General features: G+C 65.7%; 19 protein-coding genes and 1 pseudogene. 10 read left to right on the top strand and 10 right to left on the bottom strand.

Translation table 11 applies throughout. The features are described 5' to 3' along the window. On the top strand, positions 1–255 hold a 255-nt coding region (locus FV230_RS14010; protein WP_147842811.1), incomplete at its 5' end, for a transposase. 39 nt (positions 256–294) lie between these two features. Here the strand turns inward: FV230_RS14010 and FV230_RS14005 are convergent. From FV230_RS14005 to FV230_RS13965, 8 genes are all read right to left on the bottom strand, one after another. Further along, positions 295–840 carry an MAPEG family protein gene (locus FV230_RS14005; protein WP_147842825.1) on the bottom strand — a complete coding sequence of 182 codons (546 nt, stop codon included), beginning with the start codon at positions 838–840 and terminating at the stop codon, positions 295–297. A gap of 129 nt (positions 841–969) precedes the next feature. Further along, positions 970–1269 (bottom strand): DUF3761 domain-containing protein, encoded by a 300-nt coding sequence (locus FV230_RS14000; protein WP_147842824.1) that lies wholly within the window; start codon positions 1267–1269, stop codon positions 970–972. Between the two features lie 6 nt (positions 1270–1275). Next, positions 1276–1536: a hypothetical protein gene (locus FV230_RS13995; protein WP_147842823.1), complete on the bottom strand. Its 261-nt coding sequence runs from the start codon at positions 1534–1536 to the stop codon at positions 1276–1278. A 744-nt stretch (positions 1537–2280) separates the two neighbouring features. Further along, on the bottom strand, positions 2281–3348 hold the full coding sequence (gene cax, locus FV230_RS13985; protein WP_147842821.1) for a calcium/proton exchanger: 1068 nt from the start codon (positions 3346–3348) through the stop codon (positions 2281–2283). A 65-nt stretch (positions 3349–3413) separates the two neighbouring features. Next, positions 3414–4667 carry a sodium:proton antiporter gene (locus FV230_RS13980; protein ID WP_147842820.1) on the bottom strand — a complete coding sequence of 418 codons (1254 nt, stop codon included), beginning with the start codon at positions 4665–4667 and terminating at the stop codon, positions 3414–3416. A gap of 55 nt (positions 4668–4722) precedes the next feature. Beyond that, a complete protein-coding gene (locus FV230_RS13975; protein WP_147842819.1) occupies positions 4723–5790 on the bottom strand; it encodes an endonuclease/exonuclease/phosphatase family protein in 1068 nt (355 codons plus the stop codon). Continuing rightward, on the bottom strand, positions 5787–6323 hold the full coding sequence (locus FV230_RS13970) for a YetF domain-containing protein (protein WP_147842818.1): 537 nt from the start codon (positions 6321–6323) through the stop codon (positions 5787–5789). Before FV230_RS13970 ends, FV230_RS13975 begins: the two co-directional genes overlap by 4 nt. Positions 6324–6418: 95 nt before the next feature. Further along, on the bottom strand, positions 6419–6754 hold the full coding sequence (locus tag FV230_RS13965; protein ID WP_246694854.1) for a hypothetical protein: 336 nt from the start codon (positions 6752–6754) through the stop codon (positions 6419–6421). Positions 6755–7087: 333 nt separating this feature from the next. Between FV230_RS13965 and FV230_RS13960 the strand changes: the two genes are divergently transcribed. The 5 genes from FV230_RS13960 (at position 7088) to FV230_RS13940 (ending at position 11092) form a co-directional block, all read left to right on the top strand. After that, positions 7088–7537 carry a PRC-barrel domain-containing protein gene (locus FV230_RS13960; RefSeq protein WP_147842817.1) on the top strand — a complete coding sequence of 150 codons (450 nt, stop codon included), beginning with the start codon at positions 7088–7090 and terminating at the stop codon, positions 7535–7537. Between the two features lie 26 nt (positions 7538–7563). Further along, on the top strand, positions 7564–7812 hold the full coding sequence (locus tag FV230_RS13955; protein ID WP_147725270.1) for a hypothetical protein: 249 nt from the start codon (positions 7564–7566) through the stop codon (positions 7810–7812). 109 nt (positions 7813–7921) lie between these two features. Continuing rightward, positions 7922–8914 carry a mechanosensitive ion channel family protein gene (locus FV230_RS13950; protein WP_147842816.1) on the top strand — a complete coding sequence of 331 codons (993 nt, stop codon included), beginning with the start codon at positions 7922–7924 and terminating at the stop codon, positions 8912–8914. Continuing rightward, positions 8911–10221, top strand: coding sequence for a DUF2254 domain-containing protein (locus FV230_RS13945; protein ID WP_147725268.1), 1311 nt, complete (start codon positions 8911–8913; stop codon positions 10219–10221). The genes FV230_RS13950 and FV230_RS13945 overlap by 4 nt, the downstream gene beginning before the upstream one ends. A gap of 124 nt (positions 10222–10345) precedes the next feature. Then, positions 10346–11092: a glutaredoxin gene (locus FV230_RS13940; protein WP_147842815.1), complete on the top strand. Its 747-nt coding sequence runs from the start codon at positions 10346–10348 to the stop codon at positions 11090–11092. A 330-nt stretch (positions 11093–11422) separates the two neighbouring features. On the opposite strand, the gene FV230_RS13935 is transcribed toward FV230_RS13940, so the two are convergent. Beyond that, positions 11423–12097, bottom strand: coding sequence for a Crp/Fnr family transcriptional regulator (locus tag FV230_RS13935; RefSeq protein WP_147842814.1), 675 nt, complete (start codon positions 12095–12097; stop codon positions 11423–11425). 185 nt (positions 12098–12282) lie between these two features. Between FV230_RS13935 and FV230_RS13930 the strand changes: the two genes are divergently transcribed. The 4 genes and pseudogenes from FV230_RS13930 to FV230_RS13915 all read left to right on the top strand — a co-directional run bounded on the left by FV230_RS13930 (position 12283) and on the right by FV230_RS13915 (position 14972). Then, positions 12283–13083, top strand: coding sequence for a pentapeptide repeat-containing protein (locus FV230_RS13930; RefSeq protein WP_147842813.1), 801 nt, complete (start codon positions 12283–12285; stop codon positions 13081–13083). Positions 13084–13127: 44 nt separating this feature from the next. Beyond that, the gene (locus FV230_RS13925) at positions 13128–13517 is read left to right on the top strand and encodes a thioredoxin family protein (RefSeq protein ID WP_147725263.1); all 390 of its coding nucleotides are present in this window, start codon (positions 13128–13130) and stop codon (positions 13515–13517) included. A gap of 6 nt (positions 13518–13523) precedes the next feature. Next, a pseudogene (locus FV230_RS13920) lies at positions 13524–14233 on the top strand (cytochrome c biogenesis protein CcdA). A 457-nt stretch (positions 14234–14690) separates the two neighbouring features. Then, positions 14691–14972 (top strand): BrnT family toxin, encoded by a 282-nt coding sequence (locus tag FV230_RS13915; RefSeq protein ID WP_147842812.1) that lies wholly within the window; start codon positions 14691–14693, stop codon positions 14970–14972. A 31-nt stretch (positions 14973–15003) separates the two neighbouring features. Here FV230_RS13915 and FV230_RS13910 read toward each other — a convergent pair. Beyond that, positions 15004–15258, bottom strand: a 255-nt coding sequence (locus FV230_RS13910; protein ID WP_147842811.1) for a transposase, incomplete at its 5' end; no start/stop codon positions are given.

Here is a 15258-nt window from a genome sequence, read left to right as displayed (position 1 = left end):
TTTGCCGACCGTGCCTATCGAGGCGAGCGTGTTGGCGCGGCCACGACCATCACGGTCGAAATTGTCGAACCCAAGGAGGGCCAGAAGGGCTTTGCGGTGCAGCCCAGGCGGTGGGTCATCGAGAGGAGCTTCGGCTGGATCGCCCGCTGCCGCAGGTTGGCTCGCGACCACGAGGCTACCCCGTCCTCTGCGCTCGCTTTCTTCGTCCTCGCCGCAGCCATGATCCTCGTCAGACGGATCGCCCGAGTTTTATGAAACAGGGTCTGAGACCTTCTGCTAGGGCTGTCCTCATCTCTAATCGGACCTCCCTAGCAGAAGCATGGCTGCCGAAATACCGAGCGCCGTAACCGTCGGATAGAACGTGAGGGCAAAGCCAAGCGCACGCCCTCTAGCACCACGCTTGTACCCGATCCAAAATAACGTGCGCCCTACGCAAAACATGGCAGCAAGCGTTATTAGGATCGCCGTAGGGTGGCCTACGACGGCGGCGAAGACCAAGTGCGTCAGGACGGCTAAAATGACCTGTTCCGCCGTGTTCTGTAGGATCGCAACGGCATCCCGCACTGATTGAGATCCTGATCTGGCGCTGCTTCCTGCAATGTCCTCGATCGAAAAGAACCTTAGCCGTGCCACATTCGCGATTGCGGCGGCAAGCCAGCCGATGACGAACACATCCGCGCGCAAGGCGGTCTGCAAACGCTCAGCAACGGGCACCACGAGGGTCTTCTCAGGGTCCCAGAAAGCGGCGAGACTCAGCATGACGGCCGTAATGATCACAGCCAGTACCATTCCGACCGCGACACGGTGCTGCTCGTGTCGAAAAACTTCGTTCCTAGGCATGGCGCGCGTCCTTAGCGGACGCTCCTACCATCTCTAAGCGCGCATTGGTATGATTGCTTCCCAGACGTTGCGGACATGACGAGCGGGTACCAAGCGCCCCATTTCTACCGCTAGCTCCTCTTACCTAACTCAACTCGCTACCCCTCCGTGTCGCGAGCATGTCCCGCGATGGGTGTGGCTGAAGCTCCACGTGCCATCGCGGCAATGGGCGGATGCCCCCTCGGGCTTCGACCCGTCACCGGTATGTGCTGGCTGGTGGACGGTAGAGCCATCGCGGCTGTGATAATGGCCGTGACGGTCGAGACTGTGCTCGTCCGGTTCCCTGAATTCGCGACTCGCCGCACCGAACGGCGAACTAGCGAAAATGCATCCTACAGCCGCCAGCCTAAGCCAGGCAGCAGCGGGTGCGCATGTTCCAGATCGCAGCATAGAGCGTCAGTGATCCGCACCATGGGTGCCGGTCGCGCCCGTGTAGGAATTGACGTTGCCGCGGGTGCCGTAGTTGTCGAGCTGCGTCCCGTTCGGGTTCGTCGAATGATGAGGCGCAACGTAGGTGCCGTTAGACCGCGTGTAGCCGGATACCGAGTGGCTACTGCTGCTGGATCCGGTGCCGCTCATGCCATGGCCACCTCCCCCACGGGCTTCAACACCGATTGTCGAAAGCAATAGAGCGGTCAGGATAATCGTTGTCTTCATAGCGTTTCGTCTCCTTTGTTGATCGGGAAATCAGCATGGAGGAGAAGCGCGGTCTACCGTTCTGAAAGGTCCGGATCGGGATATAACCTCAGTGTGATATCTAAACTACAGATAGGCGCAATGTGCATCCTTAGGGTGTCAGGGCGGCGGCAACAGTTCGCCTATGGGAGAACGCCTACGAAGTAAACGCTCGCAACGGCATTCGTCGCCCTGATCACGCTTGGTGTGTTCGCCTCGGCCGATGCTTAAGCCCGCGGCCGGACTGGCAGCCACCGGGTTGGCGGGCACGGCAGCCATGGCAAGGGCAGCCACTATGTCGGAGGTCATCGGTGAACAAGATCGTTCTTGCTCTCGCCCTGACCCTCGTCACGGGTGGTACGGCCTTGGCACAGAGCTGCCAGCACGACAGTGATCGGGCGTCCGACGGCTCACGCTGCGGTCATCGCTCGTCGGACTTCCGATCCGGCGGGCGCTGAAGCACACAGCGGAGCGCGCCACTACTGCGTTGTGCGCTTCGTTGCCGACCTCTGCCTGGCACTGTCGCGACGTTATCAAACGCGATGCTAGAAGCGACGGTAAGACGACCGTTTTCCCGACTCGTACGGCTGCATGCAGCGAGGTCTGAGAAGGGTGGCAAGCGGACCCCGGCCTTGCGTCCGTAAGCGGACGTTCGGCATCCGACCCAACATGGCCATAGATACCATAGGAGGCAGTGCCCGGAAGCAGCCGTTCAATCGGCAGCAGTTAGGCCGGACTCACGAAGAAGAAGGCCAGTCCGAACAGAACGTAGACCCCAAGCAGCAAGAGGCCTTCGAACCACGTCGTTTCACCGTCCCGGGCGATAGCGTTGACGATGAAGGCGGTGCTCGCGATGCCGAACAGATGCAACGGGTTCGAAAACACCAACGACATCGGGTGGCCGAGCGCCCAGGAGATGATGACCAGGAGCGGCGCCAGTACCAGAGCCACCTGGATGGCCGAACCGATGCAGATGTTCAGCACGAGCCCCATACGGTCCTCGTGGGCGAACCAGGCCGCCGCGAACAGGTCGCCGGCCGTGCCGACTAGGGCCAGCACGATCACGCCGAGGAACATCGGCGAGAGGTGCAGGCTTCCGGCGGCCTGGGTGATCGTCCCAGAAAGCATCTCGGACTCGAAGGCGATGGCGACCGTCGCGGCGATCAGGACCCCGATGGCGAACGGTAGGCTCCAATCCGCCTCGCCGCTGCCCTTGTCGTTCGAGAACACGTCGCGGTGGGTGACCAGCGTGAAGGCGAGGTTGGCGAGATAGAGCAGCAGGAGGACGACGGAGACGCCGAGGCTGACCTCTTCGTCGGTGATGCCCAGCGTTTTTTCCTGGCCGGACATGCGTCCGCTCAGATCGAACACGGCCGGCAGCAGCAGGGCGATGACGACGAGGATCAGCAGGGTCGACAGCAAGCCGGCGCGCTCCGCGCTGAACTTCTGCCGCTCCCGGGTCGCCCCGCCGACGATGATGGCGAGGCCGAGCCCGAACAGGCTGGTCCCCATGATCGAGCCGGCGATCTGCGCCTGCACCACAGCGGCCTCGCCGCGCAGCAGGACGAACAGCGCCAGGACGAGCTCGGCGATGCTGCCGAAGCTGACGGTGAGCAGACCGCCGATGGCAGGCCCCACCCGGTCGGCAAGCTGGTCGGTGGCGCGTCGGACCCACTCCGCCAGGACGGCGATGGCGAAGGCGCTGGAGGCGAACACCAGGAGCGGCGAGGCGCCGACGAGGTACTTCAGCGCCGCCGAGATCGGGATGAGTACGAGGAGGACGGTGAAGACCATGTGGGGCTACGATGTCCGATGGAGGTGTACCGGCCGACGCGGGCCGGTGCCGTAGGCGTCGTCTCTCAGCCGGCCCGCAGCGTGCGCCGCGCCACCATGCCGAGCGTCGAGCCCTGTACGATGATGGTGAAGAGCACCACCGCGTAGGTCGCCGCCAGGATCGCCGGCTTTGCGTCGCTCTCCGGGATCGAGAGCGCCAGAGCCACCGAGATGCCGCCACGCACGCCCGCCCAGGTCAGGAACGGCACGTTGCGCGGCGAGAGGTTGCCGCCCCAGCGGAACATGAGCAGCGGCGTCGAGACGGCGACCACACGGGCGACGAGGACGATGGGCACCGCACAGGCTGCGAGCGCCAGCCCGCCGAGCTCGAAGCGCAGCACCAGCACCTCCAGCCCGATCAGCAGGAACAGGACCGAGTTCAGCACCTCGTCGATCAGCGTCCACAGCGCCGAGACATAGCCTTGCGTCTCCTCGCTCATGGCGTCGCGCGGGGCTCGGTCGCCGACGAGGAGCCCGGCGGCGACCACCGCGAGGGGGCCGCTGAAGTGGAGCTTCTGGGCGAGGGCGTAGGTACCTGCGACGAGCGCGAGGGTGATCAGCACCTCGACCGGGAAGTCGTCGATAGCTCGCATGGCTCGGTAGGCGACGTAGCCGGTCGCGACCCCGAGGACGAGGCCGCCGCCGGCCTCTTGCAGAAGCAGCTTGGCCACGCCGCCGGCACTCGTGGCCTCACCGCCCGAGCCCGCGGCGAAGGCCACCAGTACCGTGAACAGCACGATGCCGACGCCGTCGTTGAACAGGGCCTCGCCCTGCATCTCGACCTCCAATGCCTCGGGCACCTTCACGTTCTTTAGGGTCGCCAGCACCGCCACCGGATCGGTCGGGCTGATCAACGAGCCGAAGACGAAGGCCCAGGCGAGCGGCACCGGCCTGCCGATGGCGTCGGCCGCCAACCAGAACCCGCCGCCCACGAGGGCCGTGGAGATCAGGGTGCCGACCAGCGCCAACGTCGCGACCGCCCAGGCGCGGTCGCGCAGCATGCGCAGGTCGAGGCTCATGGCGCCGGCGAACAGCAGGAAAGCCAGCATGCCGTTCATCACCACCTCGGTGAAGTCGACCTGGCCGAGCACCTGGGTGAGGTCCGCGTAGAGGTGCTGGGCCGGGAAGGCGAGGTCGAGGCCGACGAGGGACAGCGAGGCGAGCAGCCCCATCACGAGCAGGCCGATGGTGTGCGGCATCCGCAGAAAGCGACGGTTCAGCCAGCCGAACAGGGCCGAGAGCGTCAACAGAAGGGCGGCGAGGTCGAAGATCGAGATCATGGGAATCTCCGACCCGCGCAAAGGCGGGCTGCGGGGCCGTTTTCGGCACGTGGGGTCATCGGGACTGCAATCGCTCGGTCGTCCCCGCCGCGGCAAGCACCGCGTTGGCCGTGGCGACGTCCTCGGCGTCCCGCTGCGGAGGCGCCTTCGCACCTTGGGCATCCTGGCGGCACAGGCAGACGAGATAAGGGAAGTGGTCCGAGCCGAAGGCGTCGAGGCGTTCGATGGAGACCGTCGCGAAGCCGCCTTCGTGGAAGACGTGGTCGAGCGGCCAGCGCAGCCAGGACGAGTGCGCGTTCCAGGTCGCGACGTAGCCGTAGCCGCGGCGCGGGTCGATCAATCTCGACAGCCGAGCCATGCGCTGCACCGCGATCTCCCAGGGCGTTGCGTTGAGGTCGCCGGCGAGGACGCCGGGTTCGACCCGTTCGCGCAGCACGGACGCCGCGGCATAGAGTTGGGCATCCCGCCCGCGGGCGGATTGCCAGGGCTGCGGCGGCTTCGGATGAAGGCCGATGAAGTCGACGACCTCGCCGCTGCGCAGGGTCACGCCGGTCACGACCGCCGGGGTATCCTGCCCTCCGAGATGCCGGATGCCGCCGTTCACCAGGGGCAGCCGCGAGAAAAAGTGGATGCCGTAGTACGACCCCGTGATCCGCTGCAGGGCATGGGGCATCGACGCGAGCACGGGGTTCAGGGCCTCGTCCCACCACGCGTCGGTCTCCATGGCGAGGAACAGGTCGGGCTCCTCCCGCGCGACGGCCTCGACCAAGGGCGTGGCGTTCCGATTCCCGAATTGCACGTTCGCGATCAGCACCGAGAGACGGCGCTCGGCCGGGCATGCGTCGACCCGTATTCCACCCGTGGGCCGATAAGGCCACAGGATCCAGGCGTTGACCGCCAGTGCGAGGGTCGCCAGCCCGAGAGCCGGAAGGGTCGACCGCGGAGATCCCTTGAGGAAGGGGAACAAGGCCAGACCGACGACCAAAGAGCCGACGGCGAAGGGCAGGCGCGGGAAGTCGAGCAGCCGCACCGCCCACCACTCGGTGGGGATCAGCGGGACGAGGCTCGCGGCGGCCAGAACGGCGGAAAGCAGGATGAGCCCGTAGCGCGTGAGAGCCTTCACGCTTTGCTCTGTGCAGGCTGCTCCGCCTCCGGGCGCGGAACGCTGTTCAAGCCGTCGTCCCGGTCGGACAGCGCCTTGAGTACGCTGATCGAGCCGTCGGTCTCCAGCACGACCGCAGCGGCCTGCGAGAGGTCGTCGAGCCCTTCCGTGCGCAGGGCCGAGAGCACGTCGTCTTCGGTCATGCGCTGGCGGCGCATCGCGCCCTCGATGAGACGCCCGTTACGGGCGAGCAACGTCGGCTCGGCCTTGACCAACGACCTGACCCACGCCGAGCGGACGCTCGACCAGGTGATCAGGTACTGCAGCCCGATGAGGGTTGCGAGGGCGAGTACGCCCTCAAGGAGCGCCACCGACTTCGTCAGCACGATGGACGATAGTGTCGAGCCGAGCGCAACCGTCACGACGAGGTCGAAGGCGTTCAGCTTGGTCAGGGTACGCTTGCCCGAGATCCTTAGGAACAGGATCAGGGCGATGTAGGCTAGGGGCCCGACGACGACGACCCTAAGCAGGCCGGACCAGGTGTCGAAGAACATGGAAGGTGACCTCCGGGAGTGTTCCCCGGAGGGATGGGCCCCTGCATACGGGCTTTGGATCGGGAAAGCCTGCGGACGTTCCGTTCAATCGGCGGTCAACGCATGTCCTTGGGCAGATGCTTGATCGGGTCGGTCCGGCCGCCCTGGGTCTTGCCCTGGACCGATCCCTCGGACTGCATGACGTCGGTCGAGGACTGGATCGCGCTCGGTGGCGCCACCTGCCCGTTGCCCTCGTGGCGCGCACTCCCGGCGCCCTTCGTCGTCGAGGTACCCGAGGGCAACGTCCCGGGCGTCGGCTGGTCGATGGAACTGGCGGCCGACTGCGCGGCCGCAGGACCTGCCACGACTGAGCCGAGGGCGACGGCGAACGCCGCTCCTGCGACCAAGGTCGTCACGCCCCGGACATGCCGGATGCGGTTGATGATCTGCATGTGAAAGAACCAGTTTTGGTCGGATGCCTGCGCATTGGAAGCGCCAACTGCAAGCCCCCATCCTCGGGCTTTGTTCCGCAAGGCGGTTAGGGCGACAGAATTCGATGACGATGCGTCCGTTTAGACTATCGGACTCCATCTCGGCTCGTTTTCAAGAACAGGATGGGCAAGGTTCGTTCGCCTGGACCCCAGCAGAATCGAGATTGATTTATGTGAACATTCGGGGTGTGCGCACGTTGCCGACCGCCTTTCGAAGAAAACTAGCGGGGTGCGACAGCGGTTGTCGGTGCCGTGAACTCGAATTAGCGACCGGCACCATACCGAGGAAACACAATGTCGAAGCACTTCATCCTGGGCGCGCTCGCCCTGACCTGCGTCTCGTTCCCGGCCCTGGCCCAGACTGCCACGGCCCCGGCCGCCGGTATGGGCGCGTCCTCCGACATGGGGATGAAGATGGCCGACACCGCGACGGTGAAGCTGAAGTACGTGACCGTGAAGCCGGCCGACGTGATGTCGTCCAAGCTCGTCGGCACGACCGTCTACAACAACAAGAACGAGACCGTCGGCGAGGTCGAGGATCTCGTCATCGAGAATGGCAAGACGGTGACCGGCGTCGTCGTCAGCGTCGGTGGTTTCCTCGGCATGGGCGAGAGCTACGTCGTGCTCGACCCGTCGACGCTGGCCATCAGCGACAAGGACGGCAAGTGGATGGTGCATGCCGACACCGACAAGGAAACCCTGAAGAACGCGCCGAGATTCACCTACTCGAAGAAGAAGAGCTGACCGTGAGCAACGAAGGAGAGACGACCATGAAGCACACCATCCTCGCCTCGGCGTTCCTGGCCGGTCTCGGGCTCGGCGCCTCTACCCTGCCATCGGCCGCCCTTCCCGTGACAACCACCGGCGTCGCCGCCTCGGCGAACGCCGACCTTGTGCAGGTGCGTATGTCCCGTAGGCAGATGCGGCGCCACCGCAGCAGCGGCGGCAATGCTAACATGCCCTCGCGCCGTCCTGGCGCAAAGCAGTATGGCCAGACCACGGGCGGCCCGCGTCGCTGACCCTGTAGAAACATGAACCGCGGGGGCCTTTCGCCATCGCGGACCACCCACGAGCGCCGCCGGTTGGCACGTCCGCCACCGGCGGCTTTCGCATGGATCCAGACATCGCATGATCTTTTCCGAAGCGCTCGGACGTCTGGAAGGGCTTGGCCGTTCGGCCGCCGCCCTCGTCCCGGGGCTCGTCATCGCCCTTGTCCTGTTCGGCATCGGATTGCTGGTCGCCCGCGGCGTCCGGGCCGCCGTTCGCAGGGCGGCGGAACTGCGAGAGGCCTCGCCCGGCTCGGCGTCCGTGCTCGGCCGCATCGCCGGCGGTATGACCATCCTGGTCTCGTTCCTGGTCGCGGCCTCGGTGGCCTTTCCATCCGTCTCCGCCGCAGACCTGTTCAATCTCCTCGGCATCGGCGGCGTCGCCATCGGGTTTGCCTTCCGCGACGTGCTGCAGAACCTGCTCGCGGGCATCCTCATCCTGCTGACCCGCCCCTTCGTCATCGGCGACCAGATCCGGGCCGGCTCGCACGAGGGCACGGTCGAGGACGTCTGGGTGCGGGCGACCGTTTTGCGCACCTACGACAACCAGCGCGTGCTGATCCCGAACGCGACGCTGTTCGTCGACAAGATCACGGTGATCACCGCGCACGACAAGCGCCGGCTCGCCTTTCCGCTCACGATCGGAAACGGCGACGGCATCGGGGACGCCCGTCGCGTCATCGTCGAGGCCCTGCGTGGGACCGAAGGCGTGCTCGCCGACCCGGCGCCGGAGGCGCTGGTGACCGGCCTCGGGTCTGCCGGCGTCGACATGACGGCGCGCTTCTGGATCGATCCGCCCCGGCGGCGCGATGCGGTGGACGCGCTCGACTACGCCATCTCGAACGTCAAGGACGCGCTCACCGCCGCCGGCATCGACCTGCCGTACCCAACGAGCCAAATCCTTCTGCACGACCAGACGGAGGCGACGGATGGCGACCGCACCTGCCAGCGCGAGGGCTGGCCTGCCGGGAAAACCCCGCCCCGCGCCCGCTGGCAGGTACTCCGCGAGGATCGTGACCACGAAAGCGGAGGCTCCGAACGCAAGGGTTCCGAACGCAAGGGAGATCCGGCATGAAGGTGCGCCTCCAGGCCTGGATCGAGTGGATGGGTGACCAGTTCTGGTTGCGCCCGGCCCTGGTCGTCCTAGGCTGCCTCGCGCTGGCGCAACTGGCGGTCTGGCTGGAGACGGCCCACGTCGCCGGCTACGACGCCTCCTCGCCCGAGCAGAACTGGGGCTATTCCGGCGGCGCCGAGGGTGCGCGGGCGCTCCTCAGCGCGGTGGCGTCCTCGACCATCGGTGTCGCGGGCACGACCTTCTCGATCACCATCGCGGCCCTGACGCTCGCCTCGGGCCAGATGGGGCCGCGTCTGCTGCGCAACTTCACCCGCGACGCCCGCAACCAGATCGTCCTGGGCATCTTCCTCGGTACCTTCGCCTACGCGCTGATGGTTCTGCGCACGGTCCGCACGGTGCAGGAGACCCCGTTCGTCCCGCATCTGGCGATCAGCGGCGCCATCGCGTTGGCCCTCGTCTCCATCGGGACCCTGGTCTGGTTCGTCCACCACATTGCCACCAGCATCAACGTCGAGTCGGTCGTCGACGTGGTCCACCGCGATTTGTGCGAGGCCGTCAAGACGCGCACCCGCGACGCGGCCGACACCACGCGCCCGTCCGATCTTCCGACGGGAGCCGGGGTCGCCGCGACGGACGCTGGATACCTCCAGGCCATCGACACCGAGGACTTGGCCGACTGGGCCCATGAGCACGGCGTCACCGTCGCCCTGCGGGTCCGACCCGGCGACTACGTCCCGAGCGCGTTCCCGGTCGCGTTCCTCTCGGCCGGCGTCGAGGATGCCGAGGGGGCGATCTCGCGCGCTCTGACCTTCGGGCGCCGTCTCGCCGCCCTCCAGGACCTGGAATACTCGATCCGGCAGCTCGTTGAGATCGCAGTCCGCGCCCTCTCGCCGGGCATCAACGACCCGTTTACCGCCGGCAGCGTCGTCGACCACCTCGGCGACGCCCTGTGCCGCGTTGCGTCGCGTCACCTGCCAAACGGGACCGTGGTGCGCGAGGGCCGCGTAGTGCTGGTCCATCCGGTGACCGACTACGACGGCCTGTGCGACGCCATGTTCCACATGATCCGCCAGAACGCCGCTGGCTCAGTGCATGTCCTGGCCCGGATGCTTGACGTGCTCACCCGCGTCGCTGAGGTCGAGAAGCTGACGGACAGGACAGCCGAGCTCGCCCGCCATGCGGATCTGGTGATCGCCGCGGCCCGCCGCGACGTCGCCGACCCGGACGATCTCGGCGACCTGGAGGAACGGTACGTCCGGTTCATCCGGGTGCGATCCGGCGCGGGCTCGACGCCAACCACCGCATGAGGCTACTCGATATCGGGCGTGCTGCAACCAGATGCGTACGAGTCCCGAGGCGCAGGCTGGGCACGGATCGGCCTCCAAGGGGTTGTCCGTTCGAAGCCGCATACCGCCGACGAGGAGCCGACACATGCTCGACACCACCCGCAGGGCTACCGTCCACCGGATGGTGATGGAAAAGCACGTCTGTCCCTACGGGCTGAAGGCCAAGGATCTGCTCGAACGCGAGGGCTTCCAGGTCGACGACCATTGGCTGACGACGCGTGAGGAGACCGACCGGTTCAAGGCCGAGCATGGCGTCAAGACCACGCCTCAGACATTCGTCGGTGGCGAGCGCATCGGCGGGTACGACGACCTGCGCCGCCACCTCGGCAAGCCGGTCGCCGATCCGAACGCAACGAGCTACGCGCCCGTGGTGGCGGTATTCGCGATGACCGCGCTGATGGCGCTGGCGGCGAGCTACGCGGCCTTCGGCACGCTGCTGACGGTCCGGGCGGGTGAGTGGTTTATCGCGTTCAGCATGTGCGTCCTCGCGATCCTCAAGCTGCAGGGCGTCGAGAGCTTCTCGTCGATGTTCCTCGGCTACGACCTGCTCGCCCGTCGCTGGGTGCGCTACGCCTACGCCTACCCGTTCTGCGAGGCGCTGGCTGGCATCCTGATGATCGCAGGCGCGCTTTCCTGGCTGTCAATCCCAGTCGCCCTGTTCATCGGCACGATCGGCGCGGTCTCGGTGTTCAAGGCGGTCTACGTCGACCGGCGCGAGATCAAGTGCGCCTGTGTCGGTGGCTCGGCCAGCGTGCCGCTAGGCTTCGTCTCATTGACCGAGAACCTGATGATGGTCGGCATGGCCCTCTGGATGTTGTTCTCCGGCCACTAAGTGGTTTCCCTACGATCCCATCCCAATGCATGCCCTCGCCGTCACCTAACTCATACTTGGCGCGGACTAATTCCTCCTCGTCTCCGTTAACGTGATTCGACGCACGCAGCAAAATTTATCGCTCGCCGATTGTCATTTACTTCGGAAGCTCTGGAAAAGCGTCCGCTTTTTATATCTCTTAGCCAGAAGCAGACAGGCATCATTCAACCCGACCCAGATGTGGATCGTCCTTCATTGAGTGGGCGAGAAGCGGACCTTCCAAGGGTCTGAGAAGAGTGGCAACCGGACCTTAGTCCTTCGCCCTAAAGCGGACGCTGCATGCGCCGCGCTTCATCGCCTACCAGCAGTGGCCAAGCTGGTCCTTTCAACAATCTCGACCGCGCCGCGACGGAGTTCGATCAAGCCTGCTTCGGCCCATTGTGCCAGAATGCGGCTCACTACCTCGCGCACGCTGCCGATGTCGTCGGCCAGCTTCTGATGGGTCACGGCAACGACGCCCCGCGGATCGGCTTCGGCCAGGAGCCGTTGGGCGAGGCGCTGCTTCAGTGGGGCAAACGCCACCTCGTCGATCAGCGTGAACAGGCCGGACATCAGTCGCGTGTAGTCGTCCATGACGAAGCTACGAAATGCGGAACTGTCCTCCATCAGGTGCTGGAACGTGCTCACCGGCAGGGCTGCAAGTTCGGTTCGTTCCTCAGCAATGCTTTGGGCCGGGAAGGTGCCGCCGGAGAGGAGGCATTGTGTTGTGAGGGCACAGGTGCCACCGGGGCCGACCTTGTAGATCAGCACCTCGCGCCCGCTCTCCGACATGCGAAAAATGCGCGTGCGCCCCTCCAGGCACATCAGGTAGTTCGCGCATTCGCCATCCAACTCGTAGGCAGTAGCGCCAGCCTCAAGCATCGGGAACTGCACAGTTCCCCGAGCGAGTTGAAGGTGCGCCGGACTGAGCGCCTGAATGAGCGGAAACCGGTCGACCCAACGCTCGACCTTCTGTGCGTCCGTCATGACTAGCGTCGCCCTCTAGCCGTGACGATGGCTGATCGTCACGGCTTGCTTTGCGTTTTTCTCCCGCCGCGCCGGACTTGTGTGACCTGGGTCACCGACCGGATGCAGCGGCCCGACATAGCATCGCGACACAACGAACACGATACGGGCGCCGGCCATGCACGGCACCCGATGGGAGTAAACTGATGCGGCGCCTCGCCCTAAGCTTCATGTTGGCCGTCCTCGTCGCCGGCCCGGCTGCCGCTGAACAGGATTTGCTGCTCGGGGCCGACATGACCTCGCCCGCGATGACGAAGGCCGAGATGACGCGGGCCGACGTCGAAGCGCTGATCGCCAAGGCCGACGGCAAAGCCATCGACCTCTCCGATAAGGCGCTCGCAGGTCTCGACCTGTCGGGCCTGAACCTCAGGGGCGCTAACCTGCGCACCGCCCGTCTAAACAAGGCCAACCTGCGCGGCTCCGACCTGTCCGGGGCGAACCTGGAGCAGGCTTGGTTCATCAAGGCCGACCTCAGCGGTGCCAAGCTGGTCGGCGCCAAGATGTTCGGCATCACCGCCCGCGACGCGAACCTCAGCGGAGCCGACCTCAGCCGGTCGATGCCGATCGGCGACTTCAAGGGCGCCAACATGAGCGGGGCGACGCTGGTCGATCTCAAGGGCGGCGCCGACATCAAGAACCAGTCGATGGGCCTGATGCGGGCCGTGTTCGTCTCGGTAAACCTCAGGGGCGCCAACCTGAAGGGGGCGAACCTTGGGCGCTCGCGCCTGGAATATGCGGATTTCACCGACGCCGACCTCACCGACGTGGTCCTGATGGGGTCGGACTTGTCGGGGGCGAACCTGACCGGTGCGACCGTGTCAGGTGCCAACTTCAAGAACGTCGACGTCAGCGGTGCCCGCCTCGTGTCCCTCAAGGGCCAGGACAGCACCAAGGACTGGTCGGCCCGCGTGAACGTCGACCGGGCCATCACGCAGGTCGCGAACTGAGCCCCGCCGCCAACGCCCATTCAGCCACCACGGGAACAGATTCCATGACCACGCCCCACATCCTGCTCGCCGCCTTCGCAGTTGTCCCCATGCTGTTCGGCACGGGCGCCATCGCTTCCGAGACCGCCTACACGCCTGCCGCCTTCGAGGCCGCCCAGAAGGCCGGCAAGCCGATCCTGGTGCACATCACCGCCCCATGGTGCACGACCTGCGCCGCCCAGAAACCGATCCTGTCGAAGCTCGAAGCCGACCCGAAGTTCAGGGACCTGCAGGTGTTCGACGTCGACTTCGATAGCCGCAAGGACGTGGTGAAGCGGTTCGGCGCGACGATGCAGAGCACGCTGATCACCTACAAGGGCGAGAAGGAGACCGGGCGCTCGGCCGGCGAGACCAAGCCGGAGGCGATCTCCTCGCTCCTCGACAAGGCGATCTGAGCCGCCATGGTCACCAGCCTGGGCCTCGCCTTCCTCGCCGGCATCCTCTCGGTGCTGTCGCCCTGCGTGCTGCCGCTGGTGCTCGGCGCGGCAGCCTCGGAGCATAGGCTCGGCCCGGCCGCGCTTGCCGCCGGCCTTGCGCTGTCCTTCGTGGTGATCGGGCTGTTCGTGGCGACCGTCGGCTTCGCCATCGGCCTTGACGCCGGCATGTTCCGGACCGGCGCGGCCATCATGCTGATCCTGATCGGATTGGTCTTGATGGTCCCGGCCGCCCAGACGCGGCTGGCCGTCGCCGCTGGTCCATGAGCAACTGGACCGAGAGCCGGTTCGGCGGCTTCTCCACCACCGGCCTGCTTGGCCAGTTCGGCGTTGGGATACCTCTCGGCGCAGTTTGGAGCCCCTGCGTCGGACCGACCCTCGGTGCAGCCTCGCTGCTCGCCTCCCAGGGTCGCGACTTCGGTGTGGTCGCGCTGACCATGCTCCTGTCCGGCCTCGGCGCGGCCCTGCCGCTGCTGCTGCTCGGCACCCTGTCGCGCGAGGTGCTGATGCGCTGGCGCGACCGGATGATGGGATTGGGCAAGGGGCTGAAGGCAGCGCTCGGGCTGATCCTTGTCGCTACCGGCCTGATGATCGCTTCCGGCTACGATAAGGCCGCCGAGACCGTCCTGGTCAAGGTCTCGCCGGCCTGGCTGATGAACCTGACCACTCGCATGTGAAGCGGCCCTTCCCAGGGCCTGCTATGGGTCGATACCAACCTGAACGACGTGTCGGCAATCCGACCGTTTTCCGATGATCGGATAGGCGCCCAGATTTCGCACCATGACTGGACCAATCCTGTCGGGAAAATATGCCAGCAAATCTATGGTCGGGCAATGGGCATTTTGGATCCCGACATCAGCTTACGCTTCACCCTGGCACTCCCGCGTGTTCTCCAACCGAGTGAGCAGGTTGCCGGCGTGCTACATCGTGTGTCTCGATCAACTGGCGGTGGAGCTCGCTTACGCCGGCAACGGCGCGGGCCTCGTCGAGCGCGAGGTCGCCGGCCGCGACCACCCGAATGATGGCGCCCGTGGCGGTCCGCACGTTGTTGGGCGTTAGGATGGGCGTCGGTAATTTGCGCAGTGGCGGGAATGCAGCCTGCGCCACGCCTTTTTCGCTACTACCATAATTCCAATGACGACGACGTGGGGCGAACCTAAGCGGCTCGCGAACCTAGCCAAGCATGGCTACGACTTCGCCTACTTCGACACGTCGTTCGACGGCGAAACCGCACTGATCCGTCCGACCCGCCCCAGCCGCACCGGCCGCGCACGCTACATGCTGATCGGTGATCGGAACAGCGAGCGGGTCGTCGTCGCGTCACCTCTCGGCAATGAGTCGTTGAGCCTGGTCAGCCTTCGCACCGCCGACCCTCGGGAAAGGGAAGCCCATGCACGACACCTTGCCGAAACCTGAGCGTCCCACCCCCGGCTACTCAGACCCTGTTTCATAAAACTCGGGCGATCCGTCTGACGAGGATCATGGCTGCGGCGAGGACGAAGAAAGCGAGCGCAGAGGACGGGGTAGCCTCGTGGTCGCGAGCCAACCTGCGGCAGCGGGCGATCCAGCCGAAGCTCCTCTCGATGACCCACCGCCTGGGCTGCACCGCAAAGCCCTTCTGGCCCTCCTTGGGTTCGACAATTTCGACCGTGATGGTCGTGGCCGCGCCAACACGCTCGCCTCGATAGGCACGGTCGGCAAA

The organism is Methylobacterium sp. WL6, assembly GCF_008040095.1.
Lineage (GTDB): Bacteria > Pseudomonadota > Alphaproteobacteria > Rhizobiales > Beijerinckiaceae > Methylobacterium.
This window is presented reverse-complemented; position numbering and strand designations above follow the sequence as displayed.

Coding starts and splice junctions, on each gene's coding strand:
- FV230_RS14005 (WP_147842825.1), bottom strand. CDS start 840: ATGCCTAGGAACGAAGTTTTTCGACACGAGCAGCACCGTGTCGCGGTC.
- FV230_RS14000 (WP_147842824.1), bottom strand. CDS start 1,269: ATGCTGCGATCTGGAACATGCGCACCCGCTGCTGCCTGGCTTAGGCTG.
- FV230_RS13995 (WP_147842823.1), bottom strand. CDS start 1,536: ATGAAGACAACGATTATCCTGACCGCTCTATTGCTTTCGACAATCGGT.
- cax (WP_147842821.1), bottom strand. CDS start 3,348: ATGGTCTTCACCGTCCTCCTCGTACTCATCCCGATCTCGGCGGCGCTG.
- FV230_RS13980 (WP_147842820.1), bottom strand. CDS start 4,667: ATGATCTCGATCTTCGACCTCGCCGCCCTTCTGTTGACGCTCTCGGCC.
- FV230_RS13970 (WP_147842818.1), bottom strand. CDS start 6,323: ATGTTCTTCGACACCTGGTCCGGCCTGCTTAGGGTCGTCGTCGTCGGG.
- FV230_RS13965 (WP_246694854.1), bottom strand. CDS start 6,754: ATGCAGATCATCAACCGCATCCGGCATGTCCGGGGCGTGACGACCTTG.
- FV230_RS13960 (WP_147842817.1), top strand. CDS start 7,088: ATGTCGAAGCACTTCATCCTGGGCGCGCTCGCCCTGACCTGCGTCTCG.
- FV230_RS13955 (WP_147725270.1), top strand. CDS start 7,564: ATGAAGCACACCATCCTCGCCTCGGCGTTCCTGGCCGGTCTCGGGCTC.
- FV230_RS13950 (WP_147842816.1), top strand. CDS start 7,922: ATGATCTTTTCCGAAGCGCTCGGACGTCTGGAAGGGCTTGGCCGTTCG.
- FV230_RS13945 (WP_147725268.1), top strand. CDS start 8,911: ATGAAGGTGCGCCTCCAGGCCTGGATCGAGTGGATGGGTGACCAGTTC.
- FV230_RS13940 (WP_147842815.1), top strand. CDS start 10,346: ATGCTCGACACCACCCGCAGGGCTACCGTCCACCGGATGGTGATGGAA.
- FV230_RS13935 (WP_147842814.1), bottom strand. CDS start 12,097: ATGACGGACGCACAGAAGGTCGAGCGTTGGGTCGACCGGTTTCCGCTC.
- FV230_RS13930 (WP_147842813.1), top strand. CDS start 12,283: ATGCGGCGCCTCGCCCTAAGCTTCATGTTGGCCGTCCTCGTCGCCGGC.
- FV230_RS13925 (WP_147725263.1), top strand. CDS start 13,128: ATGACCACGCCCCACATCCTGCTCGCCGCCTTCGCAGTTGTCCCCATG.
- FV230_RS13915 (WP_147842812.1), top strand. CDS start 14,691: ATGACGACGACGTGGGGCGAACCTAAGCGGCTCGCGAACCTAGCCAAG.